At 41.5% G+C, this 16254-nt stretch carries 16 protein-coding genes; 1 reads left to right on the top strand and 15 read right to left on the bottom strand.

Annotation, left to right across the window (positions count from 1 at the left end; all coding sequences use genetic code 11):
- Window position 1: 1 nt before the first annotated feature.
- Together OCK74_RS11510 and OCK74_RS11505 are read right to left on the bottom strand one after the other, a co-directional pair.
- Window positions 2-2869: a TonB-dependent receptor gene (locus OCK74_RS11510; RefSeq protein ID WP_279297186.1), complete on the bottom strand. Its 2868-nt coding sequence runs from the start codon at window positions 2867-2869 to the stop codon at window positions 2-4.
- Window positions 2870-3258: 389 nt separating this feature from the next.
- Window positions 3259-4194: a helix-turn-helix domain-containing protein gene (locus tag OCK74_RS11505; protein WP_279297185.1), complete on the bottom strand. Its 936-nt coding sequence runs from the start codon at window positions 4192-4194 to the stop codon at window positions 3259-3261.
- Window positions 4195-4444: 250 nt separating this feature from the next.
- Between OCK74_RS11505 and OCK74_RS11500 the strand changes: the two genes are divergently transcribed.
- Complete coding sequence (locus tag OCK74_RS11500; protein WP_279297184.1) at window positions 4445-4936, top strand: hypothetical protein; 492 nt, start codon at window positions 4445-4447, stop codon at window positions 4934-4936.
- Window positions 4937-5038: 102 nt separating this feature from the next.
- Here the strand turns inward: OCK74_RS11500 and OCK74_RS11495 are convergent, their stop codons facing one another.
- From OCK74_RS11495 to OCK74_RS11435, 13 genes are all read right to left on the bottom strand, one after another.
- On the bottom strand, window positions 5039-5806 hold the full coding sequence (locus OCK74_RS11495) for an SDR family NAD(P)-dependent oxidoreductase (RefSeq protein ID WP_279297183.1): 768 nt from the start codon (window positions 5804-5806) through the stop codon (window positions 5039-5041).
- A 67-nt stretch (window positions 5807-5873) separates the two neighbouring features.
- Window positions 5874-6086, bottom strand: a complete 213-nt coding sequence (locus tag OCK74_RS11490) for a PQQ-binding-like beta-propeller repeat protein (protein ID WP_279297257.1) — start codon at window positions 6084-6086, stop codon at window positions 5874-5876.
- A 9-nt stretch (window positions 6087-6095) separates the two neighbouring features.
- The gene (locus OCK74_RS11485; protein ID WP_279297182.1) at window positions 6096-6302 is read right to left on the bottom strand and encodes a hypothetical protein; all 207 of its coding nucleotides are present in this window, start codon (window positions 6300-6302) and stop codon (window positions 6096-6098) included.
- Between the two features lie 75 nt (window positions 6303-6377).
- A complete protein-coding gene (locus OCK74_RS11480; protein ID WP_279297181.1) occupies window positions 6378-7514 on the bottom strand; it encodes an FAD-dependent monooxygenase in 1137 nt (378 codons plus the stop codon).
- A gap of 30 nt (window positions 7515-7544) precedes the next feature.
- Window positions 7545-8735: an NAD(P)-dependent malic enzyme gene (locus OCK74_RS11475; RefSeq protein ID WP_279297180.1), complete on the bottom strand. Its 1191-nt coding sequence runs from the start codon at window positions 8733-8735 to the stop codon at window positions 7545-7547.
- Between the two features lie 30 nt (window positions 8736-8765).
- A complete protein-coding gene (locus OCK74_RS11470) occupies window positions 8766-9524 on the bottom strand; it encodes a cyclase family protein (RefSeq protein ID WP_279297179.1) in 759 nt (252 codons plus the stop codon).
- Window positions 9525-9560: 36 nt separating this feature from the next.
- Window positions 9561-9857: an antibiotic biosynthesis monooxygenase family protein gene (locus OCK74_RS11465; protein ID WP_279297178.1), complete on the bottom strand. Its 297-nt coding sequence runs from the start codon at window positions 9855-9857 to the stop codon at window positions 9561-9563.
- A gap of 65 nt (window positions 9858-9922) precedes the next feature.
- Window positions 9923-10969, bottom strand: coding sequence for an SMP-30/gluconolactonase/LRE family protein (locus OCK74_RS11460; protein ID WP_279297177.1), 1047 nt, complete (start codon window positions 10967-10969; stop codon window positions 9923-9925).
- A 1-nt stretch (window position 10970) separates the two neighbouring features.
- Window positions 10971-11885 (bottom strand): fumarylacetoacetate hydrolase family protein, encoded by a 915-nt coding sequence (locus OCK74_RS11455; RefSeq protein ID WP_279297176.1) that lies wholly within the window; start codon window positions 11883-11885, stop codon window positions 10971-10973.
- A gap of 73 nt (window positions 11886-11958) precedes the next feature.
- Window positions 11959-12711, bottom strand: coding sequence for an SDR family NAD(P)-dependent oxidoreductase (locus OCK74_RS11450; protein ID WP_279297175.1), 753 nt, complete (start codon window positions 12709-12711; stop codon window positions 11959-11961).
- 2 nt (window positions 12712-12713) lie between these two features.
- Entirely contained in the window at window positions 12714-14012 is a 1299-nt protein-coding gene (gene hisD, locus OCK74_RS11445; protein ID WP_279297174.1) for a histidinol dehydrogenase, read from the bottom strand.
- Window positions 14013-14029: 17 nt separating this feature from the next.
- Window positions 14030-15199, bottom strand: coding sequence for an alpha/beta hydrolase family protein (locus OCK74_RS11440; protein ID WP_279297173.1), 1170 nt, complete (start codon window positions 15197-15199; stop codon window positions 14030-14032).
- Window positions 15200-15234: 35 nt separating this feature from the next.
- On the bottom strand, window positions 15235-16227 hold the full coding sequence (locus OCK74_RS11435; protein ID WP_279297172.1) for a VOC family protein: 993 nt from the start codon (window positions 16225-16227) through the stop codon (window positions 15235-15237).
- Window positions 16228-16254: the final 27 nt, after the last annotated feature.

Genomic DNA, 16254 nt, shown 5'->3' with positions numbered 1-16254 from the left:
TTCAAAATTTATAAGTTACCGATACGAAGTAAGCTCTTGGTTGAATGGGAAGCACTGAATAAACAGAATTAGGATTGGCTTTCCTTTTTTCAGGAGTAAAACTATTATGGCTAAAACCATCAATAATATTATCCTCAGTGGTAGCCGACCAGTTCATGACACCAAAAGTGTTGAATAGATTGTTGATGTTGGCAGCAACACCTATCCTTTTAGTCAGGTTATAGCCTGCCCCCAGGTTGAATTCATGAAAACCGGGTAAGTCAAATGCATTGGACATATTGGCAGCTCTTTTGCCCATATATTTCCAACCGGCAAATACATAGCCGCTTTTGAAAGAATAAGTAGGCACCACAGTGTACATCAGATTTGGAATATTCTCCGCTGTGTTCCCATTGTTGTCAGTCAGTTTATCATCTTGTTTGCCGTTTGCTCCCATCACCCAACTTTGCCATGTGGTAGCTTTTGCCGACTGAACCGTTAAACCAACCCGAACATCAAAGTGTTTGGTAAGAAATACATTCGCTTCTCCCTCTACCCCAAAAGTGCGGATGGCATTGAAGACTACTGGTGTGAAATAACTTAGACCGGTTGTATCCTGACCTATAGAAGACACTGGAATGTCGCTCAACTCACTATAGAAGGGTATAATAGAACCTGTAATCTTTTTGCTTTTGAACTTATAGCCTATTTCTATTTGATTCACTTTTTGTGCACGGGCTTCAGGGCTGACGCCTGGTGTGTTGTAATTATCAAAATAGAATTGCATATCAGGCGACTTCCGACCACTGGAATACCGGCCATAAATCGAATTGGATTGATTAATCTGATAGTTAATACCTGCTGAATAGGAAACTGTATTTAAATTCGTTTTATAAGGAATGTCCTCGCCTTTTACAAAATAGAAGTTGTCATATAATGTTAAAGGATCTTTGTCTATTCCACCCTCCTCAGACTTTGGATTTTCAACGCCAATATTATTGCTTCCATCAACTATAATGTGATCAAAACGAACGCCCAAGTCCAGGTTTAAATTTGGAGATAACTGAATACCGTCGGCAAGGAATCCGGATAATTGTGTTTGTGTCACTTCATATTTATTAAACGAAAACCTGCCACCCGATAATTGAGCATAGCCTTCAGGACTGGTTACCTGGTAAGTTTTGCCATTCAGTTGTGTCCAGGTAATATCCAATGGTTGAGGTTTATTTTCTATTGGCCTTATCACCGTATTGGCAGTTCCGTTCGGATCTGTTTCTACATGAGAAGAGGCAATAAATGAACCAAAAGAAATAGAATGCTTGCCTGCCTTTTTATTAAACGTAAGTTGATCCATCACTTCATTCAACTTGCTATTGCTGTAATTGGTAAAATTGAACAACACACCGTCTTGCATCACACTATTTGCTGGTAAATTATTCTTCAGGATAGTATAACGGAACGGCGGACCTTGTACGGTAGGGTCAAAGGCAGCGGAAACTGATGCCAGTTCAGTCTTAGTGTTTCTATCCTTAAAGGAAAAAGTACCAGGGCCAACCATCCCCATTAAGGCATAAGTAAAGAATCCATTCAATGGGGTTGGATTGGCCATGATGGTTAAACTTTGCTCTACATTCTTATGATCCACCTTGAAGTTATTGGTTAATGACCAGCCATTGCCAAGTCTCAGATTCAATTCAGAACCCAGCGAATAATCTTTTGAATGCGAAAGGTTTGAAGGATCAAAAGTGTAGGTCTTGTCAGTCCCCCATAAAGGAGATTTTACCGAAATATCTGGCAACATATAAGTATCTGCTTCACCAAAACCTTCTACCAACTGGGGCTTATCATAATTCCTGGCAGGCAGATTTTGTGGCAGACCGTTTTTATCATTCAAATATTTGGCAAATATTTTCACAGAACCATTGGAAAAGGTCTTTACCAAATTGGCTTTGAATTGTCCTCCTTTATTTTGAGCATAGCCTGGAGAACGGGCTCCTTGAGAGATTCTGTAGAAACCACCTACATTATAGAACCAACCTTTAGTGCCTAACTTACCTCCGAAATTTCCATCCAGGCGATTGTAAGCGTTTCTACCATCACCTTCTAACCCAAACTTATAAGTAAGTTCATTGGAAGCGTTCTGGCCTGTCTTGGAAACATAGTTAAAGATACCGCCCGGAGCATTGGCGCCTGTAATAGAAGCAGAACCACCCCTAACGGATTCCAGGCGTGATAAAGTAGCATCAGCCCTGTAAAAATAATCGGCCACAATATTGCCGGAGGAAAGATTAGATACAGGTAATCCATCTTCCATAAGCGATACGTAATAATAGCCATTACCACCCGCCACAGAAAACTGATTGGCATTCACCCCTCTGGAAAACACGGTATTGTTGATCTCCCCAACAGAAGAGTTCACATAAACACCCGGTGTGTAACTCAGCAGATCTGCAGCACTATTGGGAGCCAGCTTGGAAATGGCATCGCTTTTCAATGTGCTGATGGCTATTGATGATTGTAAAGCGGTCCGCTTATCAAATACGCCGGTTACCACCACTTCATCAACCATTTTAGTTGATTCCTTAAGGGATATTATTATTGCCTTGTCGGAAGAAAAGGGAGTTTCCATTGTTGTATAAGCAATATGAGAAATGATCAGCGTACCACTACCGGGAACATTGCTAAATGAAAAAGTTCCGCCTTCCTTTGTTACAGTTGCTTTATTGGCACCTTTGATTTTAACTGTGGCGCCTACAATGGGTTTACCTTCGGCGTCTGTTACTGTCCCGCTTACGCTGCCGGCTTGAGCAAAGCTTTGTACACTAAATAAGATGAGAAAAATAATCAGCCCAATTGAATGCAAGGCCTTCTTTAAGGAAGTCGAAGTCATGGCTAAGCAATTTTGTGAGTTAATACTTTAAATTCCAAGAACTACTTTTGATGCAATTCTGTGATAGTGAAATTAGATTAAAACAAAGGGCTGATGTTTGACATTAAGCGGCAACTATTTGACAAAATCAATCAATTTGATAAAAATTAGTACAACTACTGATTAATATCATTAAAAATTCCAGATTCAAGCTCCACATCCTCATAAGAAAAAGTTCATAACCAATAAACTGATAATCTATCTTGGTTGGCAGTCTCTTTATGGAGAACTATTTTCAAGCAAAATCAATGATTGAACAGTTTTGGTAAGACATCACGTTCTGCTCATAATGCTGAGTTAACAGGTAAGCAACATGCACTATGCATCCCTTTCAATAGCGGGTATATTAATTATATTTCAGGATTTACCATTTTTCTGTACTCTCCGGGTTTCATTCCTGTCTTTGATTTAAAAAAGCGGGCAAAATCACTGACCTCACTCCGCCCAATTTGGTAAGCAATTTCAGAAACACTAAGGCTGGTTTGTTTCAACAACACCTTAGCTTCCAACAATACCATATCACTCAATAGCTCATGTGCAGATTTACCGGTAACCGTTTTGACACATTTGTTTAAATGATTAGGAGTTACAGCAAGCATTTCAGCATAATCCGTGATCTTTTGTTTTTGGTAAATGTGTTGCGATAAAGCCTTTTTAAATTGTTCAGTGATCTGGTATGCAGAATTATGTGAAAGCGACGAAGAAATGGTCGCAAAGGGCTTGATTTCAGTAAATAAGGCGATCAGATAAGCTCTTAATATTTCATACCGGCATTGCTCCCCTGCTTTATATTCCTTTTCAAGTCTATTCAAAAGTGGCAAGATGCATTCTTTCGATTCATCGTTGATGGTCACTAATGGATAACAATTGAAATTTAAAAAAGGAAAATCGTTGAGCAGGTCTTTTAGTTTATAGTCTGATACCAACAAGTCTAAACTAAAATGGCAATAATATCCTTCTGCATCCTCACTGATAAATTCATGTGTCATGATCTCATATGCCGGTAAAAAGAAAAAAGTGTTTGCTCCAAACTGGTATTTATCTAAACCTTTACTTCGAATACTTGATCCTTTTGTGAGAAAAAAGAAGTTATACAATGTTATTCGGCGTGGGTGTAAATCTGAAGGTAGAGGAAAATTGACGGCATGGATATAATCTTCAATCCGGTTGATATGAAAAACATGATGGGCAGGGGTAATAAAAGAAGGCAATTGAAACCCTCCACGGCTTAACTCTGAAGCTAATTCAGAGGGATTGAAGGTCGATATAAAATCTTCTTTAGTCACAGATTTTGTTTGCTGAATACCTCTAAAGCAAAATTAAAGGTTCTGAATATCTCATTTGAATCTAACCCTGTATTGTTTCAGATATTCATTTTCAATCAAAGATCCAAACAATTTATCCTTGATATATATAGAAACCATGACTAAAGTCAAAGAAATTTGTTGATACATATCAAAGCGATCCTCTGACGCTTATCATAGAATGCAATAGCAGCTTAGCTCTTACTTTGTACTTACTATTAAACACTAAATCATGAAACTTCAATCATTGTCCAGACTTTGTATCGGACTGACTTTTATAATCTTAGCCAACCATTCTTTTGCCCAACAAAATGCATCTCAGGAATTATCCCCCATTACAGTAGTCTCTTCCAATATAAATGCGAAGGTGGTTAAAGCCTTTGAAAGCACGTTTCAAGATGCTGTCAACCCCATTTGGTATAAAGTAGATGGCAAATACCTAGTGAAATTTACCCAGGAAGATCGTCCTCACAATGTCCTGTATAGCAAAAATGGCAGCCTGGTCTACAATATTACCTTTGGCTGTGAAAAATGCCTGCCTGCACAAGTGAAGAAAGTAGTGGCCAAAAATTATTATGATTACAACATTGTAGGTGCTACCAATATTCAGGACAACAACCGTAATGTGTGGGAAATCAAACTGGAAGACAACAGCAAGCTGGTATCCATCTTTGTTGAGAATGAACAGATAGAAGAAGTATCCAGCTACCAAAAAGCCAGCTAATCCTGCGCAGGAATTAAAATAAAGAAGTTACAAGTAGAGCGTTGATGTCAGTGTTCATAACAAAGCCATTGAACTCCTGACCTAGATACTCTGCTTGTAACTTTAAGCAAACGCCCCACCATCAACAGGCATGGCATGTCCTGTAATAAATGAAGATTGTTCAGAACATAACCACAAAATCACATCAGCGACTTCTTCCGGTTGACCCATACGTTTCATAGCCTGAAAATTTTTCGCAGCTTCCAAGGCTTCTGAGTCGTAAGCCAGCTTTCTTCTTCCATCCATGATCATGGGCGTTTCAATAGCCGTGGGACAAATAGCATTGATACGAATGTTATGAGTGGCATATTCCTTTGCCGCTGTCCTGGTTAAACCTACTACACCAAATTTGGAAGTTGCATAGGGTGAATTACCAGGTTGTGCTACCAAGCCAGCTGCTGATGCCACGTTCACAATAGAACCCCCACCATTGTTCAGCATTTGTGTAATTTCTGCCTTCAGGCAGAAATACGTTCCAAAAAGATTCACTTGCATCATATGCATCCAATCTTCTTCAGGATACTCGTGCAAAAGCGCTGAATGTTTCCCTGCGATCCCCGCACAGTTGACAGCACAATCAAGGCTTCCAAATGTTTGAATAGCAGTATTGATTAAATTTTCTACATCCTCTTTTCGAGCTATATTACAGGTAACAAAAATCACTTCATTACCCATTTCCAATATTTGTTGTTCAATGCCCTTACCGGCAGCTTCATTCACATCTGCCAATATTAATTTTGCACCTTCAGCAGCAAAAGCAACTGCTGTAGCATTTCCTATACCACTAGCAGCACCAGTAACCAAACAAACTTTATGATGAAATCTATTCATGATTACTCAATACAATTTTAATTCATTATTTAATTGCTCTTTACCAGTTGTCTATATTTATAAGGCGTCACTTCCTGGCCGGAAGGGCAAAAGCAATGTACTGATCACCGGATTTGCTACCGATCTTACCACCACCACAGGCAATCACCACATATTGCCTTCCATCAATAGAATATGTAGACGGAGTGGCATAACCCGGTACAGGCAACTGTGCCTCCCACAATACTTTACCGCTCTTTTTATCAAAAGCCCTGATCTTGGCATCCTTTGTAGCGGCAATCTTATCCTTTTAACTATAGACCCAGGCTACTTGAAGCTGGGACACATTTTGAACGGTAATCTGTTCATTAGAAGAATAGCGGATCCCTTCCTTGGAACCAGCATAAGTACTCCAGCCACTGTATTTCTTCTTCAGGGACTTTAAAGAAATAGAATCTTTACAGGAAATAAAACATGTAAACAAAATGAATAAAACAGGCAAAGCAATCTTGAGCATAACAAATGCTTGTTAAGATGCAATGTATAAAAGAACGAAATGATTTGGGTGTAAGTATCTAATTTATAACTCTGTTTAAATAGGTTGCATCATTTCACCCAGTGCTTTCCCCATGATCGCACCAATGTTGATGCCTTCGGGCAGTTGACCCTTCCAGTCCAACTGTTCCAGCTCGCCTACCTGTACTGATACATCCACTACCATTTTGCAGCGAGCAATCCGTCTGTCGGTAAACTGCTGCAAGGCAACTGTTACATCATTTTCCTTTTGCAGCAATTCTGCCAACACAATGGAGTCTTCCAATGCCAGACCTGCCCCCTGCCCCAACTGCGGAATAGTAGCGTGTACCGAATCTCCAATCAACACAACTCTGTTCTTGTACCAGGGTGCAGGAACAAAGAGTACTTCCAATGGCCGATACACCACTTTTTTAGGATCTGTGATTTCGTTGATTACTTTTTGCACCATTGGAGCCGAATATTCCTCTAACCAGGCTTTCATTCTAGGCACAAGTTCCTCTTCCGGAATAAAGGGATTGTCCTCTCCTTCTGAGGTAACAAGGAACATATACATAGTATCAGCAGTCATGGGAATCAACCCCACTTTAGAACGCTTGCCCATAAACATATAACCAGTCTCCAATTCTGGTAAACGCTTGAAAGGATAACGCCAAACCGATTCATTGGTGTATCGAGGCTTGTATTGACCAAACATCAGGCTGCGGACTTTGGAGTACACACCATCGGCGCCAATCAAGAGATCAAAAGTACCAGTTGTGCCATCTGTAAATTGTACACCTACTTCATCTGCTTTATTTTCAATTACAGCAACAGACATTCCCATTTTAAAGACAACACCTTGCTTTACCGCTTCTTCGTAGAGAATCTCATGCAGGATTCTTCTGGAAATACCATTGTGACTGGGAAGACGGCCTATAGGCGGCACACCAACTTGAGTAAAGACATGCCCTGCAGCAGTGCACATTTTCACCAGGCCATAAGGAGAACCCCTTCGCATGGCTTCATCGGCCAGTCCCAGCGCATCTAAAGCTCTCAGGGCATTAGCAGGCTGGATAATGCCCACTCCATAGACATTGAACTCCTGGTGGAGTTCAGCAATAGTAACAGAACAGCCATTTCTGGCTAGAGCGATACCTGAAGATAACCCTCCAATACCACCTCCTACAATCAACACATTCCTTACTGTTGACATAGCAATCGTTTTTATCGTTAGTAAAACAGTCTACACTTCGTTCAATACTTTTTTAACTGCTGCATTTTTTACAGCCTGAGCTACTTTTTTAGACACGGAAAGATCAAGAACCGATGGAATAACGGCTTCAGGTGTTGGATGAGCAACACTATCTGCAATGGCATATGCAGCAGCCAGCTTCATCGCCATAGTAATGCGGGGAGCTCCTGCATCTAAAGCCCCTCTGAAAATACCAGGGAAACAAAGTACATTATTGATTTGGTTGGGCAAATCACTGCGTCCTGTTCCTACTACAGCCGCTCCTCCCTTATAGGCTTCTTCGGGCATGATTTCCGGAACGGGGTTGGCAAGAGCAAAAATGATCGGCTCTCCAGCCATCGTACTGATATCTGTGGCAGTGAGCAGGTTTGCTTTGCTGACACCAATGAAAACATCTGCTCCCACCAATGCATCTTTCAATGAACCTTTGAGGTCATCCTTATTGGTATATTGTAACAACTCTATTTTCTCTCCATTCAGATGCTGTCTTTCGCTATGAATGATCTCTTTACTGTCACATACAATCACATCTTTTACTGCAGTGTAATAGTCACCTTCTTCCGCTCCAATACCTTTCAGTAATCGTGCAATGGCAATACCTGCAGCGCCGGCCCCGTTGATCACAACCTTGAGCTCGGAAATGCTTTTCCCCTTCAGTTTAGCAGCATTGATCAAACCTGCCAGAACAACTATTGCAGTTCCATGTTGGTCATCATGAAAAACAGGAATGCCCAGGTCCTGCAAACGTTGCTCTATTTCAAAACAACGGGGTGCGGCTATATCTTCCAGATTAATGCCTCCAAATACCGGAGCAATATTTTTGATGGTCTTAATAATTTCTTCCGTATCCTGGGTATCCAGACAAATAGGAAAAGCATCGATACCTGCAAACTTTTTAAACAGCAGAGCCTTGCCTTCCATCACCGGAATGGCAGCATTTGGTCCAATGTTACCTAAACCCAAAACAGCAGAACCGTCGCTCACCACGGCAACGGTATTGCCTTTAAGCGTATAGGTATAAACATCTTCCGGATTATCTGCAATTGCAAGGCAGGGCTGAGCCACACCAGGAGAGTAAGCCAACGATAGATCATCACTTGTTTGAAGATCCATTTTATTTTGAATGCCAATTTTGCCTTTGAGTTCTTTATGCAGTTCCAGAGATCGTTCAAAAAAATTCATTGTACAGTTTTTAAATGAGTAATTGGTTGATTATTCCAAAATGGCCACAGCCCTCGTCCAACCGGCGCTTCCTCCTTTTATTTTAGCGGGAAAACAAGCAACTTTAAATCCGTAAGGAGGTAATTGGCTAAGATTTGCCATCTTTTCAATCTGGCAATATTCTTTTTCACGGCCAACGTAATGAGCCTCCCAGATAACACCAGGGCGGGGATTCTTCAGGTAATCCTGAACCTGCAAATGTAGTGGAATATCCCATCCCCACCCATCGGTACCCATGACTTTTATTCCCTGGTCGATCAACCAATGTGTAGCCTCTGCAGAAACTCCCACATGAATTTTTACAAAATCATCATCGTAAATTCTTTTATCGGCATCGCAACGGATCAGTACAATATCAAAAGGCTTTAAGGTGTAATTGATGGCAGCTAACTTTTCTTTTAGATCATCCACCGTTATACTGTAACCTTCAGGTTTGTCAGTAAAATCCAGTACCACGCCATCGTTAAAGAACCACTCCAAAGGCAATTGCTCAATGGTCCGTGCAGGTTTGCCATCGCAAGTCGGAAAATAATGCCAGGGGGCATCTACATGTGTGCCCGCATGACTGGTCACGCTTAAAAATTCACCCGCAGGACCATTACCATCAATAAATGCATCACCAGGAATACCATTAAACAACTTGGCTCCCATTTTTTTTGCACCTTCCTTGTGATCTTCATACACAATCGAAGTAGGCAAGGGTTCTTTTATTTCAGGAGAAATGGTTACAGAAAGATCTATGATTTTCATCGTTGATTTTTTAAATAATGTAGAAATCGTCACCACTTATTTTTCGAACTTCAGTTCATAGTGCTGAACAAAAGGTGGATTTTCAAAATAAGGCCCGATCAATGCTCGCCATTGTTGAAACAAGTCAGATTCACGAAAGCCTTTGGTATGATCTTCTAATGTTTGCCAGCGTATCAGAAATACATAACGGTTTTCTTGCTCAATGCACTTGTGGAATTGATGTCCTACATAACCCATGGATTGACTGATCACTGATTGTGCCTTTTCTAATGCTTCCTCGAAGGCTGCATTTGTGCCTTGCTTGATGTCTAATGTTACTAATTCTAAAATCATATCAACTATTATTTATTTTAGTTATTCCTACAAATAAAACCTTTTTATTGAAATTATAACTATCATCATTTCCAATGAATCATTTTTTGTCCAGATACCGGACATTTGAAATAAGGTACATTAGTCCCTCTCAAGCTACCCAGATAAACGGTCTTCAAATCTGGACCACCAAAGGAGAGACTAGCCATCCAAGGCGCAATAGTTCCTTTAGTGACTCCTAAAATTTCTGGCGTAACACTACCATTGTGATAGGCCTCGAATAATTGCTTCTTAGTATCAGGATTGCTGTCATCCAGAATGTTAAGTACTTCACCATCAGGAGTAATGGCAATCAGTACATCAGTAAAAATCAGGGTGATCCATAAATTACCAAAAGCATCAAAGGCAAATCCATCGGGAAAACCATCTAACTGTGAAGGCCCATATACTTCACGGTTCGTTAACCTTCCATCTTCTTGTACACGCAGCCTGGAGATTTTCCAACCAGTGCTTTCCACTACATACAACCATTCTTCCATTTCATCAAAACGAATTTCATTGGTCCCGCAAAAACCATCAGCCACAATGCGCGCTCCTTTTTCATCCATCAGGGCAATGTATCCATCAGTAGCTCTGGTATTGATTTGATCAGACCAGGGTTCTGTTTGTGTGGTCACTGAAAACCAGATCCTGCCTTTTGAATCTCTTAACGGAAAGTTGGTCTTTCCTAAAGGGCGTCCATCAATTTCAGAAACAAGGGTGGTTAACTTCCCTTCACGGGTCATTCGTTCAATGTGATTGGTACCCCAATTGGCAATAATAAAATCTCCATTAACATCGAAACAGACACCATTAGGCAAAGAGCCTGATGCCGTTATATATCTTGCATGATCGGCCTTTTGATCAAATGTATCTAAATTTGATCCGGTGTCTTTAAACGGATTAATGATCACCTGCTCTCCCTGATGGTTCATTTTTACCAATCCACCCCTTGCGTCTGCACTCCAAACAGTTCCATCCTCTTCTGTAAGAATGCATTCAGGCCGCTGTAAGTCTTTTCCCAAATAGTTGATAACAGCAGGATCAACTTGCCAGCCTTTTAGTGGATTTATGGTCTTTTTTTGAATCAGCATCTTAAACAACTTTATTTCTCAACACGCCAATACCTTCAATTTCCAATTCCACCACATCACCCGGCTCCAATGGTCGATGCACCTCGAAATTGTTCTCAATCAGGCTTCCCCAACCTACTGTACCAGAGCCAAGGATATCTCCCGGATAGAGGGTTACATTATTCTCTGAAGCCCTTTCGATCATTTTGGCAAATGTGTGATAAACAGTATTGTAGTTTCCGTCACATATAGTAGACTGGTTGATCTTTGCTGTCATGCGAAGGTTGAACTTTCCATCTTCCCTGAGATACTGATTCATCTCATCTCTGGTAACAATGCAGGGACCAATTGCATTGGCAAAGTCTTTTCCTTTGTGAGGACCCAAAGGCACTTCCATTTCCTTTTTCTGTATGGCGCGGGCTGTCCAGTCATTGAAAACAGTAAAGCCAAAAATGTATTCATCGGCTTCTTCAGCTTTGATGTCTTTGCCTTTTTTGCCAATGATCACTGCAATTTCCAGTTCAATATCCAGTTTGGTTTCTTTGGAAGGACGTTTGATCTCATCATCTGGTCCATAAATAGCATGGTGATTGGTAAAATAAAAGATAGGCATTTCATACCAGGCATCTCCGATCTTGTGTCCGAACTTGGCAGAAGCATTGAGCATGTGTTGCTCAAAACCAATGTAGTCCCTGAAGCTGCGCGGATTAGGCAGGGGCGCTAATAGTTTTACTTCAGATAATGAATAGGTGGGTTTTGCCTCATGTAAGCTTTGATCCTGAATAATGGAAAAATACCTTTCATGATCATCAATAAAAGAGAGCATGTCATCAGGCAGTGCGCCTTTGCTGATCATTTGCATATCCACAACGCCATCCTCAGTGAGCCATCCTGCTCTTGATTGACCTTCAGGGTTCTTAAATGTTACCAGTTTCATTATGTAGAGAATAAGTGATTGAGTTGATAAATAAAAATTTCTTTACTCCTGAATGCCTGAAATTGAATAGTCGTCACATCTTCATTAATGGTCGTCCTCCATCTACAGGAATGATACACCCGGTACTGAAAGTGAGTACTGTTGCAACAGCATATACAGCGTCTGCTACATCCTCTGGTGTGGCCAAGCGGTTTAGTGGCGTGGCATCCAACTGCTTCTGCAAATAAGCAGGATCAATACTGCTGGTATATTCACCCAATACCCAACCAGGCGAAACAGACACGACACGGATCTGTGGTGCCAAAGCACGGGCCAGGGAACGTGTCATACTGTCTATGGCTGCTTTGGAAGCACAATAGGCAACACTACTGCCTATTCCAGTTACCCCGGCAACAGAGGAGATATTCACAACCAACCCATTTCCACTCTTCATCAACAGATCCTTACAGGCACGGATCATGGCAAAAGATCCTCGAAAGTTAGTAGTGAAAATTCTATCGATCCATTCATCTGTGAGTCCCTCCAAATCATCATGGGCCACAGGTGTAGTAATACCTGCATTGTTGATCAGGATATCTAAAGAGCCATATTGCTCAGCAACAGCAGTTGATAGTTTTTTGAGCGCATCACTATCATGAACAGGTGCATGAAAGGCATTGTGGTTATCTCCAGGCAGCTCATTAAGCAACTGTTTCGCTTTTTCTGGCTTGCTGTTGTAAGTGACAACTACAGACGCTCCTTCACATGCCAGCTTTTTGCAAATGGCTGAACCAATGCCACCGGCACCACCAGTTACTAATGCTATTTTTCCTTTCAGGCTATTCATGTTCAAGACACTAATTCTTCTTTCTTCTTACCATACCGTTTCACGCGTAAGTCAGCCTGTGCCTTATGTGCTGAGAAATTCTCAATTGCACATAAACGAGAGCAGTATTCACCTATTAAAGCACTGGCTTCAGCAGTACGGACTTCCTGGTAAGTGCAGGTCTTTAAAAACTTCCCTACCCACAAACCACCAGTATAGCGGGCCGCTTCTTTAGTAGGCAGAGTATGATTGGTGCCAATGACCTTATCACCATAAGCCACATTGGTCTTATCACCTAAAAAGAGCGCACCATAATTGGTCATCTTTTCCAGGAAATAGCGTGGATTTTCTGTAAGCACTTCCACATGTTCACTGGCAATACGATCAGCTTCTGAGACCAATTCATCAACAGTATCCACTACAATCACCTGACCATAGTCTCTCCAGGAAACTGAAGCCACATCTGCTGTTGGCAGGGTTTGAAGTTGTCTATCAATTTCCTTTAAAGTCGCATGCGCTAACTCTTCGCTAGTTGTCAGTAGAATAGCGGGCGTGGTAGGTCCATGTTCTGCCTGACCTAATAAGTCAGTAGCACACACTTCTGCATCAGCTGTGTGATCAGCCACCACTAGAACCTCTGTAGGGCCTGCAAATAAATCAATACCTACCTTTCCGTAAAGCTGACGTTTGGCTTCTGCAACATAGGCGTTGCCAGGACCTACCAGCATATCAACAGGTTGAACTGTCTGAGTACCTAATGCCATCATGGCAATAGCCTGTACACCACCCAGTATGTAGATCTCATCCGCACCTGCCATATGCATAGCCGCTACTGTAGCTGCAGGTATTTCACCACCAATGGGTGGTGTACAGGCAATCACTCTATGTACACCGGCAACTTTAGCAGTAAGCACACTCATGTGCGCAGAAGCCACCATTGGATAACGTCCACCAGGTATATAGCACCCTACACTGTTTACCGGTATATTCTTATGCCCGAGGATCACTCCGGGTAGTGTTTCCACTTCGATATCTTTAATCGCTTCACGTTGCTTCTGGGCAAAGTTGCGGATCTGTGTTTGTGCAAATTTGATGTCTTCAATTACTTGTTGGGGTAACCCCGCAATAATGTTTTTAATTTGTCCCGGTGATAATTGGAACTTTTCAGGTGACCATTTATCTAGTTTTGCGGAAAGCTCACGAACAGCATCATCTCCCCTTTCACCAACATCGTAAAGCATGGCCTCCACAGTTGCCCTTACTTTCAAATCAGCTTCTTTAGATTCGGCATATGTGATGCCTTTTTTTATGATTCTTATCATTAGAATATTTTAAAGATTTAAGCGTTAAAAGTTTCTGCTTTCAGTTCTTTTTGTTCAGAAGAAGCAGCATTACCAACTCCATACATTTTCTTCTGTATCCAATCATACATGTTGAATGTCTTGGTAAAATCATCTATCTGGCAATGCGCAGAACCACTACTTTCTTTGGGTACGATCTCCACTACCTTTTCACAGGTAAGCGCATCTCTTAACTTATATGCATTCTCCACAAAGTTTTGACGGTCATCTTCGCCGTGCAATACATAAGTGGGCATGGAAATCTTTTCTGCCACACCATCAAGGGTAAACATTTTCAATCGTTCTCTTGCATCCGCCATATTTTGAGCTCCAACTATGTGCATAACAATCTCTGCAAGAGGATGATTATCAAGCCTGTTCTTCCAGATATCATAATAGCTCCAGACAGCACCCCATACCACACAAATCTTAAAACGGGGTTCAAAGGCTGCACACCTTGCGGCCATATAACCACCCATAGAAACAGCCATGATGCCAATGCTTAATGTATCCACTTCATCCTGCAGATTAGCCAATGCCCAGTCCAGCACCGCACTACCCGCTACATTAAAGTCATATCGTGTGTAAATGTGGTTAAAGCGAAGCGAAGCACCTTGCCCCGGGCCATCCATTGCGAGCAACGCTATTCCACGTTCGTTCAAATGCTGACAGGGTCCGAAATAAAGTTCTTCTGCCAGGCTATCCAATCCGCCAAACATGATCATGAGTGGGGGATTTTTTACACCTTCAGGCAGAAAAAGGTAACCGGGTAAGAATGAACCTTCAAATGGAACCCGTACTTGTTTTGGTTTGTTGTCGAACAAGGAAATAGCTTTTTGGAAAGCATCTTTTGCTTTCATATAAGAAGGCTGTTTCCTGTTATCTGATGGTTTCAAAAAGAATTCAGAAGTACGCAGGTAGTTGAAGGCCCTGAGATAGGTTCTGCGAGCAGAAACATTCTTATGATCAGACAAATAATTTTCAGCCAGATCAAAAACTTTGTTACCCATCTTTGCCCATGCCTGGTGGAAACTTTCATTGTCTCCCGGTGTGATTTCGGAAGCCACTTCCAATATTTCAGCAAATTCGCCGCCTCCATAATGCGCTTGAGTCAATGCACGGTTTACCTGGTAGGAAGGCATATACTGTCCTGGAAAAAAATGCCACATAATAATTTAGGATTTTAGATTTAGGATTTACGATCTTACTTAACGGATGCTGCTTCCAAGTTTGGCTTATGAGAAGCATGCTCCTCCTTAAATGAGCCGTCTTCGCCCTTCCAGGGATTGGTATTGCCCCAGGCATCATTTGGATTGTCTTTTAAGTAATGAATATCAGGTCCATGGTCCGGAGCAAAAATCAAACGAGCACCAGCATAGAATTCAAAACGATTCCCACCTGGTTCATCTATGTAAATGAAGAATCCTTCGTCTGCTTTGTGACGGGTTGGAGCCCCCATAGCCAGCTTATAACCGTTTTCAATTGCCCAGTCGCATGCAAGCAACACTTCTTCACGACTATCAAAATTATAAGCAACATGATTTAAGGCGCCTTCACCAGGTTTTAATTGAGGATCTGTAAAAATGGCTATATCATGTGATAAATTTCCGGTTGTCCACAAGCCACCAACAGGTGGAATATGATCAGCTATTCTTACTTCGTCAGGATTTCTTAATCCCAAGCCTTTCCAGAACTCTTTTTCTGCAGCGTAGTTGGACGTATTGTAGGTAACGTGATCAAACCTCCTGGGATTAATGCCAATTCTCCGGTTGCTAGCATAACGGTCTGCAAATACACTGCCTCGTTTACCCTCTTCCCTGAGCCATACCACATCCCAGAATACTTCATGTATATGGCCATCTGGAGACTGGAAGCGATAGGCTTTACCATGCCCCTGGTCGCCATCTACCCAACCAATTCCTGCACCTATACTTTCCAGGTAGTTAACGACATCATCCAAGGCTTCAGGACTATCTGCACGCCAACCCAAATGCCCCATACCAGGTTTTTCATTGAAGGTGATCTTCAGTGAGTGATGAAAATAATCACCCCAGGCTCTTAAATAAACAGAGTTCTCTTCACGTCCCGTTTCATCCATTCCCACGATATCAGTGAAGAATTTTACGGTTTCCTCCAGCTTTGGGCTGTACACTTCAATATGTGCCAATTGTGAGAAATAATGCGGATTTCTAGCCATTGTCTTTATTTGAAAAAGTTGAAAATT

The organism is Paraflavisolibacter caeni, assembly GCF_025628885.1.
Classification (GTDB): Bacteria; Bacteroidota; Bacteroidia; order Chitinophagales; family Chitinophagaceae; genus Flavisolibacter; species Flavisolibacter caeni.
The sequence above is the reverse complement of the archived record's forward strand: the minus strand, read 5'-3'. Positions and strand labels throughout refer to the sequence as shown.

Excerpts from the sequence above, each read along its gene's own strand:
- OCK74_RS11510 (WP_279297186.1), bottom strand. The coding sequence starts at position 2,869 with ATGACTTCGACTTCCTTAAAGAAGGCCTTGCATTCAATTGGGCTGATT.
- OCK74_RS11500 (WP_279297184.1), top strand. The coding sequence starts at position 4,445 with ATGAAACTTCAATCATTGTCCAGACTTTGTATCGGACTGACTTTTATA.
- OCK74_RS11495 (WP_279297183.1), bottom strand. The coding sequence starts at position 5,806 with ATGAATAGATTTCATCATAAAGTTTGTTTGGTTACTGGTGCTGCTAGT.
- OCK74_RS11485 (WP_279297182.1), bottom strand. The coding sequence starts at position 6,302 with ATGCTCAAGATTGCTTTGCCTGTTTTATTCATTTTGTTTACATGTTTT.
- OCK74_RS11480 (WP_279297181.1), bottom strand. The coding sequence starts at position 7,514 with ATGTCAACAGTAAGGAATGTGTTGATTGTAGGAGGTGGTATTGGAGGG.
- OCK74_RS11475 (WP_279297180.1), bottom strand. The coding sequence starts at position 8,735 with ATGAATTTTTTTGAACGATCTCTGGAACTGCATAAAGAACTCAAAGGC.
- OCK74_RS11470 (WP_279297179.1), bottom strand. The coding sequence starts at position 9,524 with ATGAAAATCATAGATCTTTCTGTAACCATTTCTCCTGAAATAAAAGAA.
- OCK74_RS11465 (WP_279297178.1), bottom strand. The coding sequence starts at position 9,857 with ATGATTTTAGAATTAGTAACATTAGACATCAAGCAAGGCACAAATGCA.
- OCK74_RS11460 (WP_279297177.1), bottom strand. The coding sequence starts at position 10,969 with ATGCTGATTCAAAAAAAGACCATAAATCCACTAAAAGGCTGGCAAGTT.
- OCK74_RS11455 (WP_279297176.1), bottom strand. The coding sequence starts at position 11,885 with ATGAAACTGGTAACATTTAAGAACCCTGAAGGTCAATCAAGAGCAGGA.
- OCK74_RS11450 (WP_279297175.1), bottom strand. The coding sequence starts at position 12,711 with ATGAATAGCCTGAAAGGAAAAATAGCATTAGTAACTGGTGGTGCCGGT.
- hisD (WP_279297174.1), bottom strand. The coding sequence starts at position 14,012 with ATGATAAGAATCATAAAAAAAGGCATCACATATGCCGAATCTAAAGAA.
- OCK74_RS11440 (WP_279297173.1), bottom strand. The coding sequence starts at position 15,199 with ATGTGGCATTTTTTTCCAGGACAGTATATGCCTTCCTACCAGGTAAAC.
- OCK74_RS11435 (WP_279297172.1), bottom strand. The coding sequence starts at position 16,227 with ATGGCTAGAAATCCGCATTATTTCTCACAATTGGCACATATTGAAGTG.